Here is a 22,160-nt window from a genome sequence, read left to right on the forward strand (position 1 = left end):
CATACTTGAAAGGAATGATCATCATGAAGGAAGCCGTAATCGTCGCGGTCGTTGGCTTGTTTATCGCATTATTCGGTCCCGCGACGCCTCAGCCGGCCGCGATTGCCCCCGCCGCCGGCATCAACAATTCCACCGTCCAGGTAAGCATCACCGGAGCCAAGTTTGCCAAGTCGGCCCAGGTGAAGCTGACCCGGGACGGAGAGCCCGATATCCTTGCCCAGAACGTGCAGGTGGTATCGAAATCCCGGATCGACTGCAGCTTCGACCTGAACGGCAAAGCCGCCGGTCCCTGGAATGTGGTCGTCACCCATACCCGGAAATTCTCCAAGAAAGAGAAGTCCGGCATGCTGGTGGGCGGTTTTATCATCGAGAATCCGGCGCCGGCCATTCGCGCGGTCGAACCTCCGTCCGGCCAGCTCAACGCCACCGTGAGCCTGAATATCTTCGGTTCCGCCTTCCGGCCCGGAGCCCAGGTCCAGCTGGCGACGAACGGGGCGACCGCCCTCTCCGCCTCCAGTGTCACACTGCTTTCGGACAGCCATCTCCAATGCACCTTTGATCTGCAGGCGATTCAACCCGCTGTCTATGACCTGTTGGTGGCCAATGCCGACGGCAAAACCGCCGTGCTGAGCGCCGGTTTTGAAGTAACCGAAGCCGTCGTGGCCCAACCGGTTCCGGAGGAAGAGGAAGTCGAGGCTGAACCGGAAACCCTTCCGGAAGCTCCGTCCGCGACTCCGGCGCCTCTGCCGGAGACCACTCCGACGCCCGCTCCGGCGGAAGGGTCCGCTGCAACCCCGGCGCAGCATTCCGCTCCGGTCCCGGCTCCCGCCGCCCCGGCAGCTACCGAAAACCCGAACGGGTTTTTGAAAGCGGTCTATTTCGATTTCGACAAGGCAATCCTCCGGCCGGACCAACTCGCCGCGCTGGATTCCAATATCGCTCACCTCAAAGCGAATTCCGCCTTGTACATCCTGATTGGCGGCCATGCCGACGAACGGGGCGCCGCCGCCTATAACCTCAAGCTTTCCGCCCGCCGGGCCAAGGCTGTCCAGGACTACCTGGTCCGTCAGGGCATCGCCGCGGCGCGGATCAAGACCTATGCTTACGGGGAAGCCCATCCTCTGCGCAAAGGACACGCCGAAGCCGCCTGGCGTTTCAACCGCCGGGCCGATATCCTGGTCGCGGAGTCCCATCCCACCCGGGAACAAGGCATCCGGACCGAATAACCGAGCATTTCACGAACCTCCTTTTATTGAAAGAAGCTGCCCTCCGCGGGCAGCTTCTTGTTTTGAAGATTTTTCTTGGGCGGTTCATGGATGTCGGCTCCGTTGTGTTTCCGCCTGGAGGCGGGCAGGGAGTGAGTCGCCACTCCCTGAACAGGCAGAGAATAGAGACCCGCAGAATGACGGTTCGTTTCTCCCTGAGGCCAGAAGCCAGGAGGGCTTCAGCGTGAGGCATCCAGGGATGGATGCCAGCCGAACGGAGAAAGATAGATTGAGGGGTGGACCCCAGAGCCGCCAAACTTCACTTCACGATAGCCGTTTTGGCAGCTTCTTATTTTGCGTTTTCCTTTTTTCTGGGCTTTTTTCCGGCGATTCAGGGATGTCGGCTCCGCTGTGTTTCCGCCTGGAGGCGGGCAGGGAGTGAATCGGCCACTCCCTGCACCCGGCCGCCCAAGGGGACGATGCTTCCCCTTGGGTATCCCCTCCAACGGCCGGTCCGTCCTTGGACCGGTAAGGTAAATGGACATTGATGGTTTGCCGCCGGCCTCCCTTACCGGCGGCTTCCGGGTCGGTTCCCCGCTGCCGACGGCGGTGATTTCATCCGCCATCAACGCCGCGGCGCCGCCCTCCCTGGCGGCGCAATGTCATCAAGTCATCGTGGGATAAAGCCGATTCGAAGAAGACTATTCGTCGGAGAGGGTCGGGGTGAGGTTGTTCTTAGGCATCTCAAGCTTTTCCCGCATTTATCGCTGTATACTAGACGAATAGTGCTTCGTTCCCAAAATATGTATTATCGCTTGATGACATTGCCCTGACGGCGGGGGCGCGGTGCAAAATCCGGTCTTTCTACGATTTTAGTAGACCCATTGGTAGCCGACAAGAATGATGGGACGAGGCAGCAGCGGCCACTCCCGCCGCTATTTCTCAAGCACTCCCGCCACCCTCAACTTCGTCAAGGCCTTCAAGATATGCTCCTTCTTAAATAACATCTTCTTCCGCTCATTCCAGCTCTGGATCGACTTGATAATCTCCGATTCGTCACGGATCTTTTCCTTATGAACCACCCAATAGACCGTAGCCAGCAGCTCCAGGCCATAAGGCGTTTCATATCCGCTGATGAGATTCTTCACCTTTTCAAACCGTTGCTCCGTTTCGGGATGCTGACGCAGAAAAACATCCGTCTCCCCGAACCGTTCCGGTATCACCCGGATTGACGCCTGCCGGGAGCGGTCGCCGTAACCGGTAATATAATGCCCGTCTAGCGCTTGCAATACATGGTTCAAATTGTTTGCATAGGGACCGTATTTTTGTTTCACATAGTTCAACCGCAAAGGCTCCCCCATTTCTTGCAGAAAGAACATGAGCTTTTGGATCTCAAGCAGTGTCAGATCATAGCCAGGGATCTCATATTGCCGCAACAACCCCAACAAAGCCGCCCGGCCCGGAGTCATTTTCGGCTCCGTGGTTCGAATCGGAAGCATATCCGGTTTCGGCGCTCCAACCGGTTCATACAGGATGAGCCGGATATCCGAAAGTTCTGCGAAGCTCCGCAGGATCAGCGGTTTGACGCGCTCCCAATCCAGCCCGCCGTTTCCACAACCCAACGGCGGCACGGCAATGGAACAAATTCCGTTTTCCCGAACCACGCGTTGGAGATCGCTCAACCCTTCCTCAATATACTCGATCCGCGAGCGTTCCTTCCAATGATCCTTAGTGGGAAAATTGATAATATATTTGACCCCGAATAACGCCCCCGTGGCAAAGACGAACATCCGCCCGGTTTTGACCTCATGACGGGCGCAAGCTTTTTTATAAGCGCTAAAATTCTCGGGATACGCCTGTTTGAACTGGAGGGCAATCCCCTTGCCCATTACACCGACACAATTAACGGTGTTCACCAACGCCTCCACGTTTTCGCGCAGGAGATTCCCAGCTTGCCGAATTTCAATCATCGTCCTCACCCTGTTTCAATAATACCAATTCCGGCGGATTTCCACCCGGATCTCCATCCCGTTCCGGGCGACGATCGCCGCTGTTTCGTTCCGAATATTTTGATCGAAGACACCAATTCCAAGAATCGCGCCGACCGGAAAGAACTGATGAATCAAAAACTCCGCTTGACGCCTGCGCTTCCGATCCCCGTCTTCCGGTATATCGGCCCAATAATCCGTATTCATTATCTCCCAATCAATCTTGTCAAAATCCGACGGGTCGGCGTAAAACTCACTCAGACCCATAATCGGGTGCCCGTCGGTAAAGACATAGGCCAATCCGGTTTTTTCGACGGTTTCAACCGACGATACGATATGAATGATTCTTCCCTGATCCTCCGCAAACCCCGCCACATTTCCTTTGTGAAGCGTATATAGCATCGGAGCGCGCGGTGCGAAATAAAAAGGAACATAATCTTGTAAAATACCATATGGAAAAAGCGGAACTACGGTGCTGGCGCGTCTTTCCTGAATGGATTCGTAGGCAATATTGCGGCATCCTTCGGGCTGCCTGTTTTTGCAAAAAATCCCTTGGCAGCGCAATATCGAATCCAGATTTTCAATATGAGTGATATGGAAAATGAGGATTTTTTTCTTCATGATTCATTCATCCCCAAAGATTCAACCGATGACTTTACCCCTTGTTTTCCGGGCTATTGTGGCTTCTCCGCGCCTTCGGCCGGAGTTTGTCGCAACGTTCATAATTCTCCATGATTTGAAAAAAGCCCTTCAAAACATGGCCCCGAGGCCCCATATTTAAAACACTCCGTATCATTTGAAAGCATATCCCCTTCAAACCGCTATCCCCTTGAAACGGACCTTCCAGAACAGATCCACGCTCTCGGGAGCGATTCCCAGCGCCAGGTGGAGCAGGGCCAGGCCGGCCATGGCGTAGATGATGCTCCGGGAGAAACGGCTCCGGAAACCGTAGCCGGGATGCCGTTCGCAGCAGCGGTGCAGCACGGCGTGGGCCACCAGGAACAGATCGACCGCAGCCATCCCCGGGACTGGAGCCCCCTCGCCCAACAACCACAGCAGCAGGGTGTAGAGCGGCAGATGCAGCAGGGTAAAGAGGCGGTACGCCCGTTCCTCCGGAAGCGTTTTGAGGAAGGGGAACATCCGCCACTCCCCCCGGCGCACGGCATCCATTTCATGGAGCAAGAGCAAGGATAAGTTGATGAAAAACACCCACCGGGCCACGGTATCCATTGCCGCCACGCCCATCGCCCCTTCCGCCGGCCCCGGCCTTAGGCCGCGCCGGTTGCAACCCTTCTTCTCATTTCATTATACCATCGGTTCCCCCTCCCGAAGTAATGATTTTGAATGGCTCGCCCCCATCATGACTCTCCGGCCCGGTTGCCGCCCGCGCCGGTCCGCCCGGATGCTCCGCGCTCCTGCCATGGCTCCCGGAGGAGCCGCCGCGCTACGGGCCGGTCCCGGAATTCCGGCGGGACGGTCGTCCCAGGGCCCCGGCGGTCCTTCCCGGCCGGAGCGCGACTCCGCTGCGGGCTCCGGTGGAACCTCCGGGCTGCGCGGCGGAACCGCCCGGGCTTCCGGAGGGATTGATATCGAATCTCCCGCAGAGGCGCGGAGGCGCAAAGGAATGGAGGAATGACGGAAAGATAAACCGGGTTATTTGCCTAATTTGGCCTTGAATCACAATTCTCTGCGCCGCTGCGTCTCCGCGCGAGTCGATGTTTGGAATGACTTTGCGTAACCCTGACCTTTCGCCATTCCCGGTTGACATTTTTCAGGAGTTGACATTTTTCTGGATCTGTGGTTTAATGAAAATTAATTCATGATAGAAATCGAGGTGGAGTTGATGTCGGCCTACATCTTCGTCGTTAGCAGCGTCTTGCACAGCTCTGCCTGGATGGGTGCGTAGTTTTTCCTTTCGTTTTTTCGAGCAGGAACGAGTTTACGCCGCGGGCAGAGCTGTCCGCGGCTTTTTGCTGCCCCGGTCCGGGCGTCCCGGCACCGGCGGGCAGTGTTTTGGCGCTGTCCAAAGCCGCGTGATGCAACGCGGCTTTTTTGTTTGCCCGAAAAACGATGCAGACGAAAGGAAGATCCCCTATGAACGACCGAACCCTTCAAATATTGGAATTTCCGGCCATCCTCGCCCAAGTGGCGGACCTGGCCCTCAGCGGACTCGGCCGGAGCCTGGCCGGGGCCCTGACCCCCCGGACCCAGGCGGCGGCAGTGGCCGAGTTGCTCCGGGAGACCAGCGAGGCCCGCTGGATCCTGGAGTCGGCGGGCGCGCCGCCCCTGTACGGCCTGGCCGACCTGAGCGAGACCTTCCGCCGGGCGGAGATCGGCGCGGTCCTCGATCCTTTGGCGCTGCAGGGAATCGCCGATTTCCTGCGCGGTTGCCGCAAAACCCGCGAATTCATGCTCAAACGGCTGGACCAGCCCCAGGCGGCCATGGTGGCCGGTTATGCGCTGGGCCTGGTTCCCCTGCCCGAGCTGGAGACGGAGATCGAACGCTGCATCCGCGACGGCCAGGTGGCGGACGACGCCAGCCCGGAATTGCGCCGCACCCGGCGGGAGATGGCCCGCCTGCAGGATCGGATCCAGAGCAAGCTCCAGCAGCTGCTGGCCGCGCCCGCCGCCCGGGAATGGCTGCAGGAAGCGGTGGTGAGCTTCAAGGAAGGCCGCTATGTGCTGCTGGTCAAGGCGGCGCAGCGGCAGAAGGTCCCCGGCGCGGTAGTGGGCAGCTCCGGCAGCGGAGCCACGCTCTTCATCGAGCCCCAGGCGGTGACCCAGTACACCGCGGCGCTGCGCCAGCTGGAAGCCGCCGAGCAGGAGGAGGTCCGCCGGATCCTGGCCCAGCTCAGCGCGGAAGTGGCCGCCCGCATTGCCGAATTATCCCGGGATCTGGAGATCATGGCCCAATACGACCTGGCCTTCGCCAAGGCCCGCTTCAGCCGGGCCAGCGGCGGGGTGGCGCCCGCTTTGAACGAGACGGGCCGCATCCGGCTGGCCGGGGCCAGGCATCCGCTGCTGGCGGGGACGCCGGTCCCCCTGGACCTGGCCATCGGCCAGGACTACCGGAGCCTGGTGATCACCGGCCCCAACACCGGCGGCAAGACGGTCGCCCTGAAGACGGTGGGGCTGCTGACCCTGATGGCCCAGGCCGGGCTGCACATTCCGGCGGCGGCCGGTTCGGAGCTGGCGGTCTTTGAGGAGGTCCTGGCGGACATCGGCGACGGGCAGAGCATCGCCCAGTCGCTCAGCACCTTCTCGGCCCATATCACCAACATCATCGCCATCCTGGGGCAGTGCGGCCAGCGCAGCCTGGTCCTGATCGACGAGGTCGGGACCGGCACCGATCCGGCCGAGGGCGCGGCCCTGGCCACCGCCATCCTGGAATACCTGTACCAGCGGGGCGCGGTGACCCTGGCCTCCACCCACTACCCGGAGATCAAGCAGTACGCGCTGACCGCGCCGGGCTTCCGCAACGGAGCCATGGCCTTCGACCGCCAAAATCTGAAGCCCCTCTACCGGCTGGTCGTCGGCCAACCCGGCGCCAGCCAGGCGCTGTGGATCGCCGCCAAGCTGGGCATGTTCCCGGAGATCCTGGCCAACGCGGAAGCGCGGCTGGCCGGAGCCAGCTCCTTGCGCCAGCCGGACCCGGCGGCGCCCCCGGAGGCTTCGGCGCTACCGGACGGCCCCGTCGAACCGGCGCCGCCCGCAGCGTCCGCCCCGCCGGAAGCGGTCACCCCTGCCGGACCGGCCGTGAAGATCGGCGACATGGTGAGCGTCCCCTTCCTGGCCGAAAAAGGAGTGGTCTGCACCGCGCCGGACGCCAAGGGCCGGATCCGGGTGCTGATCAAGGGCAAAAAGATGGAGCTGCCGCTGCAGCGGGTGGAACTGCTCATCCCCGCCGAACAGCTGTACCCGGCGGACTACGATCTCAATATCGTGCTGCTCACCAAGGAGGAACGCCGCCTCAAACACCAGATGGGACGGAAACACCTGCCGGGCGTGGCCCGGGTGGTGAGCCCGGAGGAACAGTGAGCCGCTGCCGAAAAAACCATGGTAAAGGCCGGCCCTCACCGCCCCCACAAACCGCCGCGGCGCGGGAAGCGAAAGTTGCTCCCGCGCCGCGGCCCGCTTTTGAGCGGCGGATCCGATAATGGATTGGAAAGAAACGGTCCATCTCGCAGTTCAAAATTGTAGATCCCTCGCCCTTTAAAAGGGTAACCACCATCCTCCGGAGTCTATTTAAAGAAAGATGATCGAGTTAGCTCCGCAAGAAAATCGTAAACATGATAGGGGTTAGGTCTAGGCCGCAGCTCTCTTGGCTCTCCCCGGCGGTAATCCATCCATGGACCGCCGTGCGTAAACCATCCTGGTTATGGCCCGAATCGGGGAGAGTAACCACCATTCTCAGCAGCCCAAAGGCTTTTGGGCCACGGAGCCCGGTGGTTCCCCTTCCCGATTCGGGCAATGTCATCAAGCTATCGTGGAAAAATTTCGCTGACGAATTGAACGCCGACCGGGCGATAAATCACCCGGCTACAAGGCGAAAGGACCTTGAAAGGCCCTAAAAAACGGGATAAAATATTCTGCTGAAAATTAGCCACGGAAGGCTTCCATCTTGTAGCCGGGGCATTCATGCCCCGGTTGGCCCGCATATCGTCTACATCGTAGGCACCGTTGAAACCAAATTCCAAGATATGGAATCATCACTTGATGACATTGCCCGATTCGGAAAGGGCCGAGGGTTAGGACCATAGACTTCATGACTTATCCTTCAATTCCTTCCGTGAGTGAGCGGAGCTAACTGATACTCAGTTAAAGAAATATAATACGGAGTTTGGCGAAGTCCGCGTTATATCGTCGTGAACCTTTATACGATAAAAAGCATTAAAAGAACAGGGCTTTAGCGCCAATGGATTTTGTTAAGCATTCAGATTATCCCGATCTTTCGTAAAATTCTTTTAGCCTACGAAGAATGGCGGTTACCCTTTTAAAGGGCAAGGGATCTGGTTTTAGGCTGTTTGTCAAGGTATCTTTCTGTTTTATTTTTAATGCTTATATATCATGGTTTCGATGGCTTTTTTCTCTGCGAAAGTTGAGTTATAATGATCATATCATTCCCTTTTGGCCCGCCATCCCACACCCGAGAAGGAGGTCCTCATGAAAAAGCTTCCGGTACTGCTGCTTTTGCTGCTGATCACCCTTTTGGGAGCGGCCGGCGCCGCCCGGGCCGCCGATTACGCCAACGTCAAGGGCGACTACCTGATCTTCCGCCTCGGCGACAGCGAGGCCGTGACCGTCGACAAGATCAATTATCTGTTGCGGACCTCCCGGATCCGGGACGCCGAAAGGTCCGACAGCGGGTATATCCGCTTTTACGCCAGCCTGTTGGGGAAGGATGTTTACACCACTGTGAATTTCGACGGCGACCGGCTGCTGGAGTACCTGGATTTTCAGGTGGAGAGCGGCTCCGATCTCGCCGAGACGCTGGCTACGGATTATCTCAAAAATCTACGGCAGCTCTTCGCCGAACTGTACGGCGCCGGCAGTCCCATCCCACTGCCCCCGGAAGCGGACCTCGGCGACGACCGCCAGTATCCCTTCTTACTGTGGCAGCTGGCTGATAAATATCTGCTGCTGTCCGTCTCCCATTATGTCGCGAACGACTACACCGTCTGGCTGGAGATCCACCGCGGAACGTTTGAACTCCCCCTTGCCGGGTCCGCAGTCCGCGAGCTGACCCCGGAGGAGTTGCGCGACCAGTCCAGACATGATTTTAATTAAGCTATCGGACGGCGGAGTCCGTTCCGTGCAAGGAGCCGGAGAATCATCTCCGGCTCCTTGGAGGGCTACTTCCTTCGTTTAGCTCTGAAAGTCCTCAATCACCCGTTCCAACCGTTGCAAGGCCTCAGCCTCGTCCGCCCCCGCCGCCCGGATCAGAACCGTGTCGCCCATGGCCACTCCCAGGCTCAACAGGCTGATCAGGCTCTTGAGATTGACGGTCTTGCCGTCCTTCTCGATGGTGAGCTCGGACTGCATTTGCTGGGCCTCTCTCACCAGGAGCGAGGCGGGACGGGCATGAAGGCCCGTGGGATTCTTGATCGTGATTCTCCGCTCTTGCATGCTTCTCCCCTCATGAATCCGTTTTTCGTTGCCATGCGCTGAATCCTGACCGCAATAGCGTCCAAATCCTGCCGTTGCATCGCGGCCGCCGTCCTCCCGGCTCCGGTCAGGCCAGGAGCCGCGCCACTTCCTGCAGCAGCCGCTCCTGGGTCAGCCCGTGCTTGGCGTAGAGCGCTCCGGGAGCGCCCGACTCGCCGAAAACATCCCCCACGCCGATGCCGCGAATCCGGCACGGACCCCCGGCGGCCAATTCCTCGCAGACCGCGCTGTAGAGTCCGCCGCAGAGCCAATGATCCTCGACGGTGACGATCCGCCCCGTCTCCCGGGCCGCCCGGCGCAACGCCTCCCGGTCCAGCGGTTTGAGGGACGGCATATCCAACACCCTGACGCTGACGCCGCTCCGCTCCAGCTCCGCCGCTGCGGCCCAGACGAGCTGCACCGTCGCGCCGTGGGCGATCAGCGTGACGTCGCTGCCGTCCCGAAGCGTATAAGCCTTGCCAATTACAAAGTCCTCCGCCGCCGGGAAGAGGTTGGGGCATTCCAGGCGGCCGATGCGCAAGTAAACCGGGCCCTGATGCTCCACCGCCCGGATCAGGGCTTTCCGGGTCTGGACCGCGTCCGACGGCGCCAGGACCACCAGGCCCGGCAACGCCCGCATCAGGGCCAGATCGTCCAGACTCTGGTGAATGGCGCCGTCCATGCCGACCGAGAGCCCCGGATGGGTGGCGGCGATCTTCACATTCAAGTTCGAATAGGCGATGGACTGGCGGATCTGGTCGTAGCAACGGCCCGGCGCGAAACAGGCGAAGGTGCTCATGACCGGGACGAGGCCGCTGCGCGCCAGTCCGGCGGCGACCCCGGCCATGTTTTGTTCGGCGATGCCGACATTCAGGTAGCGATCGGGGAACCGCGCGGCGAAGGCTTCGGTCTTGGTCGCCTTGGCCACATCGGCGTTCAACACAAAGAGTTCGGGGTGAGTTTCGCCCAATTCGACCAGGGTTTGGCCGAAACTGTCCCGCGGCGCCTGCCAGCCGTTCATGCTAACGCCACCTCCTGTTGCCGGAGCTCCTCCAGGGCCTGCCGGTATTCGGCCTCGTTCACCTTTTGGGCATGCCATTCGATCCGGTCTTCCATGAAAGAGATCCCCTTGCCCTTGACGGTCCGGGCGATGATCACGTTAGGCCGGTCGGGCCGCAGGGCGGCGAAGGCGCGCTCGATCGCGGCGAAGTCATGGCCGTCGGTGGGCACCGGGTGGAAGCCGAAGGCCCGGAAGACCGCCGCCAGATCCGCCGCGCCGTTGACGTTCCGGGTATAGTCGTCGAGCTGCAGCTGGTTGTCATCGACGATCAGCACCAGACCCGCCAGCTTCAGGCGGCTCTGGAGCCGGACCGCCTCCCAGACCTGCCCCTCGTCGAGTTCGCCGTCGCCCACCATGACGTAGACGGTGTTTTGGCGCCCCTGTTTCCGGTTTCCCAGCGCGATGCCCAAGCCGAACGAGTAGCCCTGGCCCAGTGATCCGGTGCTCGCCTCGATTCCCGGCGCCGCGTCCAGCTGGGTATGGCCCTGCAGCCGCGAGCCCAGCTGGCGGTAGCTGTCCAGTTCGGCGTGGGGGAAGAAGCCCCGCCGCGCCAGCACACTATAATAACCGATGGCGGCGTGGCCCTTGCTCAGGATGAAGCTGTCGCGCTCCGGCCAGTCCGGCCGCGCCGGATCGAGCCGCATGCGCTGAAAATAGAGGTAGATCAGCAGTTCCACCGCTGAGAACGCGCCGCCCAGATGGCCCGATCCCACCGTCTGTTGCACCCGCAGCGCGTCGCGCCGGACTGCGATGGCCAGCCGTTGCAGTTCCTTGATTCTGGTTTCTTCCATGTTTCCCTCCAAAAAACGGGGGCGCCCATCCCAAACGGTTGGCCGCCCGGGTAGAGGTCCCCCCGTATTTCTCTTCAGCGGCCGATTCGCTTAATGGATAAAGATTCGCAGCACATTGCCGAGCAGGATCCCCACCACGCCGAAGTCGGCGTCGCTGAAGGTGGTGTTGGCGTAGCCCAGGTTCCCCAGGGTCGGCATCAGCAGGATCGGCAGGAAGGTGATGAGCAGCCCGTGGGCGAAGGCGCCCCAGACCGCCCCCTTGCGGCCGCCGGTGGCGTTGCCGAAGACTCCGGCCGTCGCGCCGCAGAAGAAGTGGGGCACCACGCCGGGCAGGATCACCGGCGCTTTCAAAAGGATGCAGATGATCATGCCGACGATTCCCCCGACAAAGCTGCTGAGGAAGCCGATGAGCACCGCGTTGGGCGCGTAGGGGAAGACCACCGGGCAGTCCAGCGCCGGCTTGGCATTGGGCACGATCTTCAGCGCGATCCCTTTGAACGCCGGAACGATCTCGCCGATGATCAGGCGCACTCCGGCCAGGATGACATAGACGCCTCCGGCGAAGGTGATGGCTTGCAGCAGCGCGAAGACGATGAAATTCTGGCCGCCGCTGGCCGTGGTCTCAATGAAATGCTTGCCCGAGGCCAGGGCCACCACCAGATAGAGAATGCCCATGACCAGCGAGATGGCGACCGAGGTATCCCGCAAAAAGGCCAAGCCTTGCGGGAATTTCAGCTCCTCGGTCGAAGGGGAGTTCTTCCCCAGCAGCCGGCCGACCCAGGCCGAAAGCACATAGCCGACCGTGCCGAAATGTCCGAACGCCACGTCGTCGATGCCGGTGATCCGGCGCATGGTGGGCTGGGCGATGGCCGGGAAGAAGGCCATGGTGAGCCCGAGAATCAACGATCCCACCACTACCAGCGCCGCGCCCTTGATCCCGCCCGCCAGCAGAATGGCAGCGATCATGCAGGCCATGTACAGCGTATGGTGCCCGGTGAGGAAGATGTATTTCAGGGGGGTAAACCGGGCGATCAGGATATTGGCGGCCATGCCGAAGGTCATAATCAAGGCGGTCTGCTCGCCATACTCCTTCAAAGCCAACGCCACAATGGCCTCATTATGGGGTACGATCCCCTTCACCCCGAAACCGTGCAGAAACATCGCGCCAAAGTGGCTCAGGGCGCCGACGGCGATCGCCGCGCCGCCCCCCAGGACCAAAAAGCCCATGATGGTCTTGATGGTGCCCTTGACGACCTCGGTGCCTTCCTTCTTCTGAGCGACGAGGCCGATCAGCGCGATCAGGCCGACCAGGACCGCCGGGACACTCAGGATATCCAGGATGACCTTTAACATAGGATTCCCTCCGTTTCGTTTTTTGGCTAGGATGACTACATTTCCGCCAGCGCCTGGCTCAGCTTGTCGGCCAGCTCCTTCAGGTCGACCATGCTGTTGAGCGAGATGACCTTCCCTCCCGTGGAATTCAACTGCCCCGCGATATCCCGGGTCCCGATGTAGAGATCCGCCTTCATGCCCTTGGCCGATGACAGGTCGGAGTGCTCCACGTCCGCCTTGATATGCAGGTCGTCCAGGATCTTCCGGACATTCATGGCAATCATAAAGCTGCTGCCAAGCCCGCTGCCGCAACAAACCAGGATCTTCATTTGTCTTCACCACCCATCGTCATTGGTTGAGCCCGCTTCCGAAAAACCCTATCACCCCTCCCTCTCCGTTGCTTCGTACCGGCGCGCCGCGCCCGGCCGCCCGGCGGTTCGCCATTCATTGTCCGGCCCGGGAATAGCGGCGGATGATCTCCAGCACCGCTTCTTTGTTCTCGGCCTGGCAAACCCGCTCCAGGTCCCCGCTGTTCATCAATAGCTCCATCAGCTGCGAAAGGGCCTTCAAATGGCTTTCATTATCGGCCGCCGCCAGGGTGATGACCAGTTTGACCGGATCGTTCAGATCATGGCCGAAGCGGACCGGCCGCTCCAGCGTGATCAGGCTCATGGCCAGTTTTTTGACGCCATTCTCCGGCCGCGCGTGGGCGAGGACGACCCCGGGCGCAACCACCATATACGGGCCCATTTCGGCGAAGTTCTTGAGAATGCACGTTTCATAACACTCCTCGACCGCGCCCCGGCTGAGCAGCAGCGCCACCCCGCAATGGATCGCCTCCCGCCAATCCCGGCACGCCAGGTTGAGCCGGATCGTATCCTTTGTCAACAGTTCATTCAGCATCTTGACCGACCTTCTTTTCCCAAAGTCTTCTTGATCCCGTTTCAGTTCGTATAAGAGCTCGTATTGGAGCTGTTGTTCGTCCCGGATCTCACAGTATTTGGCCACGATATCCAGCAGGCGGCTGACCATGGTCAGCTCCCGTTCCTGGTCGGCCGCGTTATAGCGCCGTTCCAGCCGGCGCTGGAGTTTCGCATCATCCTCCCGCAACAGCAGCGGACTGACCTTGATATAGTCCTCCCGCGGCCAGCCGGGGATGGTCACGGTGCTGATCACCAGCTCATCGTCCCGCGTCTCCCGGGAAACCAGATCGCGGCAGGAGACGATATCGACGATCGTCACCTGGTATTTCCGTTCCAACTGGGAAGCGACCAGGGTGGCCGTGCCGATCCCGGTCCCGCAGACGATGACCGCCCGGACGTTCTGCGGCAGGGGCGCCGCATTTTCGAGCGCCGCGCCGTAGTGCATGGTCAAATAGGAAATCTCCTGATCGTCGACCGGCTCTCCCAGGTATGCTTCGAGGCGCCGCGCCACCCGGCGGGTGTTTTGAAACAGCCCGGAATAGTTCTTGATGATCTCCTCATAAATCGGGTTGACCAGTTTCAACTTGAACTTAATCCGGTAAATGGTGGGGCGCAAATGAGTGATCAGGCCGGCGATGATCCGCCCTTTTTTGGGGCCGAATTGGACGCCGTAGATTTGCTCCAGCTCCTCGGTCATGCCCAGGACCACCTGGTACAGCTCGTCGCAGGCCCATTCCGGGGCGTTTTCCTTGATAAACTTGGCGCTCAAGAGATGCAGGGTGATATAATGGATCTCCGTTCGGGGCACCCGCAACGAATAGCGCTCCTCGATCCGGGCCACCAGCCGTTCGGCCGCGCCGTAAGCCTGGCTGAACTCGGCGTCTTCGTCGAGCTGGAGTTCGGGAAGGTTGACGTTCTTTTGGGAGAGGAGCCGCTTCACCATCACCGCCAGATGGGTGATGAGATTGCCATAGGCCGTATCGCTGAATTTACGGCCCAGTTCCTGTTCGGCCAGGTTCACCAGCCGGTCCAGGAAGTCCAGATCGATATCGGCAAAGAGCAGCTGAAACTGGAGGCTGTTCAGCTTGGACCGGGCGGCGTTCTCCTTGAGATAGCTTAAAACCTCGTCCGAGGAGAAGGCCATGGCATTCAGCTCCATGATCGCCTCTCGTTTGTCATATTCGGCACCCTCGACCCAGGCTCCGACGCGCTGCTTCCGGACCAGCGCCAGGTTGCGGGCTTTCAGCCAGCCGGCCACCGGGTCCAGCTCCTTGAGGACGGTGTTTTTGGAAACGCCCAATTCCTTTTGGAAATACTTTAGCTGCAACGGAGCCGCCGTCTGCAACAACTTGGCCTTCAAATAGGCCAGGCGTTCTTCCCTGGAATACGAATACTTCTGCGGCGAGCAAGTCTTGACAAAGGAGGCGATCAGCCGGTCCAGCCCTCCCGACTGCGGCAGCTTGATCCCTTTGTTATGGCGCCGTTCCAGATAGCCGTAGCCGTTTTTCACCAGAAAGCTTTCGATGCGGTCGAGATCATAGCGGATGGCCCGCGCCGTCAAGCCATATGGCGCCGCGATATCCATGACCGCTACAAAATCGTCTTTTTCCTTCAAAAACCGCAGGATCTCGAGGCAGCGTCCGTTCAGCTCCATCTCATCATTCCTCGATTGCAATCGGATTTTTACCTAAGTATAACATGGTTTTAACAAATTAATTTTCCAACCATTCCGGAAATTTTAGACTTATATCGTTTAATCTAGCAGCGTTGTGATAAACCCTGTCCGAAGGCCAGGGTGAACACAAAAGCTCAGAGAAGCAAGTGATAAAGTCGATGTTAACATCCTTTTGCAGGTCGAATCGAAGTGAAAGAGACTTTACCACATGGCTTCTTGCCAAATTGTTACAAAAAACGTCGCATTTCAGCATGGCCCGTCCCAGCGTCAAGCGCGGCTATTCCTATCGGTGTGTCGATGTATGTCACAACCGGTTTGATTTAGCGATATGCCGCGCCCAATAAAATAGAACCTTTCGTTTCATTACGAAAGGTTCTTGCTCGCCGCTTGCGCCGTAATGATGAATGAAGGGGCGCCGCTCTCCGGCCTACCCCCGGAACGTCTTATTGGCCCAGATCACAAACTCGGCCATGGAAAAGACCTGGATATTCTTGGGTTGCCGCAGCCCGTCCTGGTATAGCCGCTCGCGGGCGGCGCGGCGCAGCCATTCCACCGCCCCCGGCCGGGCGCCCTGGCCGTCGACGATCAGAATGATATTCGCTTCCGGCATCTTCTCGATGCAATTCAGGTAGAGATAGGGAAACTTCTCGTCGACGCTGCCGGCCGACTGCTGCCATTTGCATTCGATCCGGTACTCGCCCCAGCGCCGCGAGACCAGCTTGAACTCGGTCTTGCTCTGCTGGCCGTAGATGTTTTCGAACGGCACGTTGGTCAGGAGCAGATCGTCGGCCACCCCTTCCAGCAGCGTTCCCTGATATTTGGCATACGGCAGCACCTGAAAGCCTTTCTGTTGCAAGGTCGCGATCACGACCTGCTCCAGGGTCCGGCCCTGGCTGTTGGCCAATCCGCCCTGCCTGTCCATGGTTTCCTCCGTCATTCGAAGACCGCCAGCACCTCGGGGACGGCGTTGCGGTTGTCCCCGTTGCAACTGATGAAGCGTTGCACCGCAAAGGTCTCGATCCGGGCCTCGCGGTAGATGGTGGCGATAAACTCGTTATAATGGTTGGAAATGAGGGTCACGATCCCCCGGCGGGCCATGGCCGCGGCCGTTTCGGCCAGCCGGGTCTGGTCGGCCGCGCCGAATCCGCCCGAGCTGTAGGCCGTAAAGTTGGAAGTCCGGGTGAGCGGCACATAGGGCGGGTCGCAATAGATCACATCGCCCGGTTCGGCGGCGCGCATCATTTCCTCAAAATCGATGCAACTGAAACGGGCCTGCCCGAATTGGTCGTAAAAGTAGCGCAGCTCCGCCTCGGGAAAATAAGGTTTTTGATAGCGGCCGAAGGGCACGTTGAATTCGCCGCCGGCGTTGTAACGGCAGAGCCCGTTGTAACCGTGGCGGTTCAGATAGACGAAGAGCGCCGCCCGGACCGCCGGATCCCGCTCGGCGTTGAAAGCCTGGCGCAACTGATAGTAGCGTTCCGGCTGATTATTGGCGGCCGTGAAATAGCTCCGGCAAGCGGCGATGAACCCCTCGCCCTCCCGTTGCAACGTCTGATACAGATGGATCAGATCGGGGTTGATGTCATTGAGCCAATAGGAAGCGTATTCCGTATTCAAAGCCAGGGCGCAGCTGCCGGCGAACGGCTCCAGCAGCCGCCGTCCGGCGGGCAATTGCGCCTTGATCCGCTCCACCAGCCGGTACTTGCCCCCGGCCCATTTCAAGAAAGGTCTCATCCTGCTATCCCGCTTTCACCGATGGCCCGCAATCCGCATCCGGAAGGAGCGGCAAACGCCGCGCGCTCCCGGGCCATTTTGCAACACCATCGCATATTGATCAGATTCTAACATACCGGGAAGCTGATTTAAATGATTGACAGCGATTTTTATCGCATTCCCGCCATTCCGCCGGGGCATGGGTTAGGGACCCCGGGATGAGCGCCGGGGATGCATCCCCCAATCTTGTCGAGGCTTCCCGGAGCTTTGGTCCTCTTTCCCGAAGGTTCGGGGAAAGCTCCCGAAGCATGGGTCCTTTATCCCGGAACCCCGGTCCTTTATCCAGAAGCCCCGGAGAAGCTTCCCGAAGCCTTCGGGAAGTTAGGATGACGTTTCGGGAAGAAAGGATCGCAGGATCCTCTGAAAGGATCGTGAGATCCCTTACAAGGATGAAGACCATCCCTGACACGGATGGAGGCATTCCTTACAAGGATCGCGGGATCCCTTGAAGGATCGAGGCATCCCTAACAAGGATGGCTTTGATCCTGACAAGGATGAAGAAGATCCGAGCTGGACCAAGGACCATCCCTGACACGGCCAAGCAGGGCTTGCCCGGCAGAATAGCATAGCCGGCTTCCAAGACGTCGCAGACCGGGAGCAAGACCCGGCCCCGGCCGGGAACGGGCCGGTAAATAAGGATGAAGGGGACGGGAAAGAGGATGGACAGCGCGGCCGGAACCATAATCCTGTCCTTTCGGTCCCGCCGCCCGGGATCTGCATCGGCCGTGGGAATACTACGATTATCGTCAATCCGGGTATGTTTTTCAACCCCTCAGCCAAAATATGTTCAGCGGGGGACGCTGCCTGGTCCCGGCCCGGCGCGGGACCAGGAGCCGCGGCCGCGGACCGCGGGGGCTTCGGTTCCGTCAAAAAGGTTTCAAAATCGCAAATTCGCCGCTAAATGCCTAATTGGCCTGAATTTTTTAACAAAAATGTATTGCAGTTTTCAAATGAATTACCTTTGTTTTTAGCATTCTTACGCTATAATCAATATAAATTTACGTCCTGGGAGAGTACGCTTATGGGAAAATACCTGCAATTCAACGGCCACCGCTATTTGTTGTTCGGCACCATTCCGATGGCCGACGGCTGGAACAAGATCTATTACTGGGATCAGAACGAACCCGGCAAGATCGAGTCCCGGATGGTGATCGGCAAGATCAAAGCCTTATCGCACGCCGAGTTCGAAATGATTGAGACCCAAGATCATTCCGCCAGCCGGCAGTCTGCCGAATAACCCCGCTTTTCGAATCCCCGGCCAACCAAACGCCGCACTGCGCGGCGGACCCACCCCTCCAAATTTTTCAGAATGCACGGACCTGGCGCCGTCAGCCTTTGCTAATACAGCATGTTGCCCAACGGCCCGTTCTCATTGATGAGGCTCTGCAGATCATAGACGGAGATGGGAAAATAAAGGATCCCGTAGACATAGGCCGCCAATTCGTACAACTGGTAGTAGACGACCAGGCTCTTGTCGGCGATGTAATAATCCTGATTGGGCGCGATCCCTCGATACTCCGTCAACAACGGAATCTGCCGCTGCTCGATCTGCCGCCGTACCTGGTCCGAAATGACCCGTACATAATCGCTGCCGGGTTTGAAGAGTTCGGCCAGGGTGTAGGACTGTCCGGTCTCCACATTGAAGGTCAGCGATTTGACCACCGTCATGCCGTGCGCCCCGCCGGAGTACCAGTAATTGATGATGGCCAGACTCAGCACGCCGCGTTCATTGGTCTTCAGCTCGTAGGTTCCGGTGATGTCGACATCCTGGTTGCGATCGTAATCCGTCTCGCTGATCAATTGATTGACCAGACGCTGAATGGCCTCGTTCATCTGCCGCTGCGCCCTGGAGTTGCGCAGGCCCGCCACCCGCGGATAGGCGAATTTCAAGCGCGGCTTATTCAGAAACTCGGTTTCGATCCGCACCGGCAAGCTATTTTCCATCATCATCCGTCCCTTCCCGAAATCTCCTACAGTCTATTCGGGAAGTTGGGATTTAGGTACAAAAAGGACCTTCTCTCATTGTCCTCCGCTTGAGCCTCTTTAAAGGATTGAGTCCTCGCCACGGTTCGGTGACGGCCGCGATCGGCAACTTCGCAACAGCATTCCGAAGACCAGGGCCAGGATGGGCAGCGCCCGCCATCCCTGGAGCGCGGCCGTCCGGGTCAAACCGGCCGCCGGACCGAGCAGATCGCCGAGGCCGCCGACCCACCAGAGGGGAAAGCAGACCAGCCAATGGTCAAAGATCCGGAAAAAGGCGATATACCCCAATCCCACCAGGAACAGTTCCAGGAATTTCGGTTGAAATCCGGCGTGATGCAGGCTATAAAACGCCGCGGCGATCAGGATCCCTGGCAGCAGGCCGAAAGATTTCTCCAGATAAAACCGGAGGAAAACGAAGAAGAAGATCACCTCGTAAAGGTTGGCAGCCATGATATAAACCGCCGGCCCGATATTCGCCGCCCGAAAGTAGAGCCCGGGACCGTCGGGTGTCTGGGAAATGAACCTCCAGGCCAGCATCGCCCCCAATACCGAACTGATCGCCAGATAACGCCAGGGCCGGTCGAACCGGAGCCCCGCCCGGCCGAGGTTTCCCTCCCGGCCGAGGAGGATCAGGGGCGCCGCCACGCCCACCAGCATAATCTGGCAGACGTCCCGCAACAAGTAATTGAGCACCGGATTTGCCGAAAAGTTCATGCCGACGCTCAAGGCCACCGCGCTCAGCCCCAGAATGATCGCCAGCCAACTGGCGCGATCCGGTTCAAACTTGATGATGAAGCTTCGTTTCACCGTTACGCCGCCCATCTTCCCGCCTCTTTCCGCTGCCCCATCCGTTGTCCGTTCGCCAAAGACATCCTATAAAAGCGTATGGCGGTTGAAAGATTTTAGAATATTTTCTATGGCAAAACGGTTCCCATCACGCTCCCTGCGCCTTTCGGAACAAAGCCATGGAAAAGAGGCAGGTTTTGCCTGCCTCTCGTAGGAGTGTGCTTTATCTTCGCGTAGGAATATCGCTCTGATAGTTACTGAGTAAAAGCGAGACTGCTTTTTGGATCTCTTGAGCAGCATTCGGCCCCTTTACTGCTTCTTTGACTCGCCCTACAAACTGCTCGATAGGGCTCTGCACTGTCCTTTGAGGGAAAAACATTGACTTGCCACCTCCCTTCGCTGCGAAATGCCGAAAAGATGGGCTATGATTCCGGCAAGGCAATTCCCAAAAATCATTCGGGGAAAACGCGTAAGGCATGGCGATTTCCAATATTTTTTTCGGGGATCCCATCGCCGGAGCAGCAAGACAGCAGCAAAATTCAGTGAATCACCCGGACGGTTTTGCCGGAGGGCCGGGGCAGGCTGTCAACCAGTTCAAAACGGCAAGGGACGCCCGTGCTATACTCCATCCGGCTGGCCAGCGATTCAGCGAGGCCCGGGCCGGGTGTGATTCCGGCCGCCAACTCGCAGCGGATGAGCAGATCCTCCTCACCCGGCACGAATTGATACCAGTTTCCCACCTCCGGCAGGCGCATCAGGAACTCTTCCAAATAGTATGGGGAAAACGAGGTCCCCCGGATCTCCAGTTGATCGACGAGCCGCCCCCGCAGAAAAAGGCGGGGCATCAGCACGCCGCAGCGGCACGGCTCCGGATCGATATAACCCAGATCCTGGGTCCGGTAACGCAACAGCGGCGTGTCGTAGCGCAACAGGCAGGTGACGACGATCTCGCCGATCTCGCCGGGCTCCAGCACTTGCCCAGTCCGGGGATCCACAATTTCCACATAAATGTGCCCCTGGGTGGTATGGTAGCCCTGGTGGACATCGCATTCAATTCCGATACAGCCGCATTCCAACGATCCGTAGTAAAAATTGGCCACTGTGCCCCAGATCCGCTCGATCCGTTCCCGGAAAGCCGGGGAGCAACCCTCACCCGTCAGCCACATCTTCTTCAAGGGCAGCTCTTTGAGCTCAAGGCCGGCTTCCTCCGCCGCCTCGGCCAGGTAGACCGCCCAGGAAGGAGTGGTGATCAGGATCGTCGGCTGGAGATCGCGCATCATCTTGACGGACTTGGCCGGCGTCGAGTACGCCCCGCCTTTGCCACCCGGGATCACCGTCGCCCCGCAGCTCTCGATGAATGTCTTGTGAAAGGCCAGTCCGGCCGAGCTCATTTCATACGGCAAAGCATTAAAGCAGATATCGCCGTGCTCCACCGGCACCAATGACGGATACCCGGGAGCCAGGTCATGGAGGTAGAAATCCTCCCAGGAGTACATGATATAAATCTCATCGCCGCCGGTGGTGCCGGTCGAGACCTGGACCAGCGCGATGTCCTGTTTGTCGCAGGCCAACAGCGCCCACGGTTTGCCGCGCAATTCATCCTTGGTGGTAAAAGGGATCCGGCTCAGATCGGCAAATTCATGAATATCACCGGGGGTCACCCCGGCCCGGGCCATCTTGTCATGGTAAAAGGCTGAACGCTCGTAAGCCCGGGCAATCACTTCCCGCAGCGATTCCATTTGAAACTCCCGGAGCCTCGCCTGCGGCAGGGTCTCCGGAAACTCGCCTTCTACGGCGAAATACTTTTGTAACACTGGCGGTCTTGCCAGCTTCGCAAGCCTTTTTTCAAAACGCGAACTCATTCGCTCCAGTCTCCTCCCTTCGCTACCCTTGCGTCATGCTCGGACAACCGGCCCGCCCCATCATTCCTTCCGGTTCCGCTCCAAAGTTCGCTCGGCCGAGGCCAGATCGCGGAGCAGCTGCTCGTAGAATTTGGCGCTAAAAATATGCGGCTCTCTCTGATACCGGTCGATAAGATACTTAAAGTCCGCCACTCCCATGGCGGTGCGGTGGAAAAAAGCCTCCGGCAGGCGGCAGCAGACATAGCCTCTTAATATCCGGATCTCGACGTTATCCGGTTCATTTTGCGCGGCTTTGTCCAGGGACTTTAAGCCTTGCCGCACGTAATCGAGGCGCTCCATCGGATCGATCGCATCCCGGCCCATTAGGGTCATGACGCTCCCATAGTAGGCCTCCACCAAATGATTGGGCAGTTCGGGCCGGCGGATCTGCGTCACCAAGGAATACGCTTCCTTGACAGCCTGTTTATCACCCTGCACCGCCCGTTGGTGCAGCTCGATCACTTCATCCAGGACCAACGCCTGGAGCCTTTTTTTATCGAAGAAAAACGGGAATCCGAAGCCGCCGTAGCGCGGGCCGCCGGACTGAAATTTAGACCCCCATCGGTTCATTTTGATCCCCCCTTCCGGTCGATAATCGC

At 59.0% G+C, this 22,160-nt stretch carries 21 protein-coding genes; 6 read left to right on the forward strand and 15 right to left on the reverse strand.

The window, feature by feature from the left end; all coding sequences use genetic code 11:
* The first annotated feature begins 23 nt into the window (after nucleotides 1–23).
* Both EDC14_RS00835 and EDC14_RS26515 read left to right on the forward strand, forming a co-directional pair.
* Complete coding sequence (locus EDC14_RS00835; protein WP_165907691.1) at nucleotides 24–1,226, forward strand: OmpA family protein; 1,203 nt, start codon at nucleotides 24–26, stop codon at nucleotides 1,224–1,226.
* A 516-nt stretch (nucleotides 1,227–1,742) separates the two neighbouring features.
* A complete protein-coding gene (locus EDC14_RS26515; RefSeq protein WP_165907692.1) occupies nucleotides 1,743–1,889 on the forward strand; it encodes a hypothetical protein in 147 nt (48 codons plus the stop codon).
* A 251-nt stretch (nucleotides 1,890–2,140) separates the two neighbouring features.
* Here EDC14_RS26515 and darG read toward each other — a convergent pair whose 3' ends face one another.
* The 3 genes from darG to EDC14_RS00850 all read right to left on the reverse strand — a co-directional run bounded on the left by darG (nucleotide 2,141) and on the right by EDC14_RS00850 (nucleotide 4,423).
* Entirely contained in the window at nucleotides 2,141–3,175 is a 1,035-nt protein-coding gene (gene darG, locus EDC14_RS00840; RefSeq protein WP_207930687.1) for a type II toxin-antitoxin system antitoxin DNA ADP-ribosyl glycohydrolase DarG, read from the reverse strand.
* Between the two features lie 15 nt (nucleotides 3,176–3,190).
* On the reverse strand, nucleotides 3,191–3,814 hold the full coding sequence (darT, locus tag EDC14_RS00845; RefSeq protein ID WP_132012285.1) for a type II toxin-antitoxin system toxin DNA ADP-ribosyl transferase DarT: 624 nt from the start codon (nucleotides 3,812–3,814) through the stop codon (nucleotides 3,191–3,193).
* A gap of 192 nt (nucleotides 3,815–4,006) precedes the next feature.
* Nucleotides 4,007–4,423, reverse strand: coding sequence for a DUF6713 family protein (locus EDC14_RS00850; protein WP_341540136.1), 417 nt, complete (start codon nucleotides 4,421–4,423; stop codon nucleotides 4,007–4,009).
* On the opposite strand from EDC14_RS00850, the gene EDC14_RS00855 reads away from it, so the two are divergent.
* From EDC14_RS00855 to EDC14_RS00865, 3 genes are all read left to right on the forward strand, one after another.
* Nucleotides 4,392–4,829: a hypothetical protein gene (locus tag EDC14_RS00855; protein WP_132012287.1), complete on the forward strand. Its 438-nt coding sequence runs from the start codon at nucleotides 4,392–4,394 to the stop codon at nucleotides 4,827–4,829. The genes EDC14_RS00850 and EDC14_RS00855 overlap by 32 nt on opposite strands.
* A gap of 458 nt (nucleotides 4,830–5,287) precedes the next feature.
* Nucleotides 5,288–7,231 carry an endonuclease MutS2 gene (locus EDC14_RS00860; protein WP_165907693.1) on the forward strand — a complete coding sequence of 648 codons (1,944 nt, stop codon included), beginning with the start codon at nucleotides 5,288–5,290 and terminating at the stop codon, nucleotides 7,229–7,231.
* 1,125 nt (nucleotides 7,232–8,356) lie between these two features.
* The gene (locus EDC14_RS00865; protein ID WP_132012289.1) at nucleotides 8,357–8,980 is read left to right on the forward strand and encodes a hypothetical protein; all 624 of its coding nucleotides are present in this window, start codon (nucleotides 8,357–8,359) and stop codon (nucleotides 8,978–8,980) included.
* A 78-nt stretch (nucleotides 8,981–9,058) separates the two neighbouring features.
* Here EDC14_RS00865 and EDC14_RS00870 read toward each other — a convergent pair whose 3' ends face one another.
* From EDC14_RS00870 to EDC14_RS00905, 8 genes are all read right to left on the reverse strand, one after another.
* The gene (locus EDC14_RS00870; RefSeq protein WP_132012290.1) at nucleotides 9,059–9,319 is read right to left on the reverse strand and encodes an HPr family phosphocarrier protein; all 261 of its coding nucleotides are present in this window, start codon (nucleotides 9,317–9,319) and stop codon (nucleotides 9,059–9,061) included.
* 106 nt (nucleotides 9,320–9,425) lie between these two features.
* Nucleotides 9,426–10,358, reverse strand: a complete 933-nt coding sequence (locus EDC14_RS00875; protein ID WP_132012291.1) for a transketolase family protein — start codon at nucleotides 10,356–10,358, stop codon at nucleotides 9,426–9,428.
* Nucleotides 10,355–11,188 carry a transketolase gene (locus EDC14_RS00880; RefSeq protein ID WP_132012292.1) on the reverse strand — a complete coding sequence of 278 codons (834 nt, stop codon included), beginning with the start codon at nucleotides 11,186–11,188 and terminating at the stop codon, nucleotides 10,355–10,357. Before EDC14_RS00880 ends, EDC14_RS00875 begins: the two co-directional genes overlap by 4 nt.
* 90 nt (nucleotides 11,189–11,278) lie before the next feature.
* Complete coding sequence (locus EDC14_RS00885) at nucleotides 11,279–12,541, reverse strand: PTS ascorbate transporter subunit IIC (protein WP_132012293.1); 1,263 nt, start codon at nucleotides 12,539–12,541, stop codon at nucleotides 11,279–11,281.
* Between the two features lie 35 nt (nucleotides 12,542–12,576).
* A complete protein-coding gene (locus tag EDC14_RS00890) occupies nucleotides 12,577–12,849 on the reverse strand; it encodes a PTS sugar transporter subunit IIB (protein ID WP_132012294.1) in 273 nt (90 codons plus the stop codon).
* Between the two features lie 115 nt (nucleotides 12,850–12,964).
* On the reverse strand, nucleotides 12,965–15,097 hold the full coding sequence (locus tag EDC14_RS00895; protein ID WP_132012295.1) for a BglG family transcription antiterminator: 2,133 nt from the start codon (nucleotides 15,095–15,097) through the stop codon (nucleotides 12,965–12,967).
* A gap of 448 nt (nucleotides 15,098–15,545) precedes the next feature.
* The gene (locus EDC14_RS00900) at nucleotides 15,546–16,055 is read right to left on the reverse strand and encodes a PD-(D/E)XK nuclease superfamily protein (protein ID WP_207930688.1); all 510 of its coding nucleotides are present in this window, start codon (nucleotides 16,053–16,055) and stop codon (nucleotides 15,546–15,548) included.
* Nucleotides 16,052–16,852, reverse strand: a complete 801-nt coding sequence (locus EDC14_RS00905) for a Dam family site-specific DNA-(adenine-N6)-methyltransferase (protein WP_132012296.1) — start codon at nucleotides 16,850–16,852, stop codon at nucleotides 16,052–16,054. Before EDC14_RS00905 ends, EDC14_RS00900 begins: the two co-directional genes overlap by 4 nt.
* 1,060 nt (nucleotides 16,853–17,912) lie before the next feature.
* On the opposite strand from EDC14_RS00905, the gene EDC14_RS00910 reads away from it, so the two are divergent.
* Entirely contained in the window at nucleotides 17,913–18,128 is a 216-nt protein-coding gene (locus EDC14_RS00910) for a hypothetical protein (protein ID WP_132012297.1), read from the forward strand.
* Nucleotides 18,129–18,229: 101 nt separating this feature from the next.
* On the opposite strand, the gene EDC14_RS00915 is transcribed toward EDC14_RS00910, so the two are convergent.
* The 4 genes from EDC14_RS00915 to EDC14_RS00930 all read right to left on the reverse strand — a co-directional run bounded on the left by EDC14_RS00915 (nucleotide 18,230) and on the right by EDC14_RS00930 (nucleotide 22,131).
* The gene (locus EDC14_RS00915) at nucleotides 18,230–18,841 is read right to left on the reverse strand and encodes a DUF3298 and DUF4163 domain-containing protein (RefSeq protein ID WP_341540134.1); all 612 of its coding nucleotides are present in this window, start codon (nucleotides 18,839–18,841) and stop codon (nucleotides 18,230–18,232) included.
* A 93-nt stretch (nucleotides 18,842–18,934) separates the two neighbouring features.
* Complete coding sequence (locus EDC14_RS00920; RefSeq protein ID WP_132012298.1) at nucleotides 18,935–19,696, reverse strand: hypothetical protein; 762 nt, start codon at nucleotides 19,694–19,696, stop codon at nucleotides 18,935–18,937.
* Nucleotides 19,697–20,199: 503 nt separating this feature from the next.
* Entirely contained in the window at nucleotides 20,200–21,522 is a 1,323-nt protein-coding gene (locus EDC14_RS00925) for a phenylacetate--CoA ligase family protein (RefSeq protein ID WP_132012299.1), read from the reverse strand.
* A gap of 60 nt (nucleotides 21,523–21,582) precedes the next feature.
* Nucleotides 21,583–22,131: a hypothetical protein gene (locus EDC14_RS00930; RefSeq protein ID WP_132012300.1), complete on the reverse strand. Its 549-nt coding sequence runs from the start codon at nucleotides 22,129–22,131 to the stop codon at nucleotides 21,583–21,585.
* Nucleotides 22,132–22,160: the final 29 nt, after the last annotated feature.

It is taken from the genome of Hydrogenispora ethanolica (genome assembly GCF_004340685.1).
Lineage (GTDB): Bacteria > Bacillota > UBA4882 > UBA8346 > UBA8346 > Hydrogenispora > Hydrogenispora ethanolica.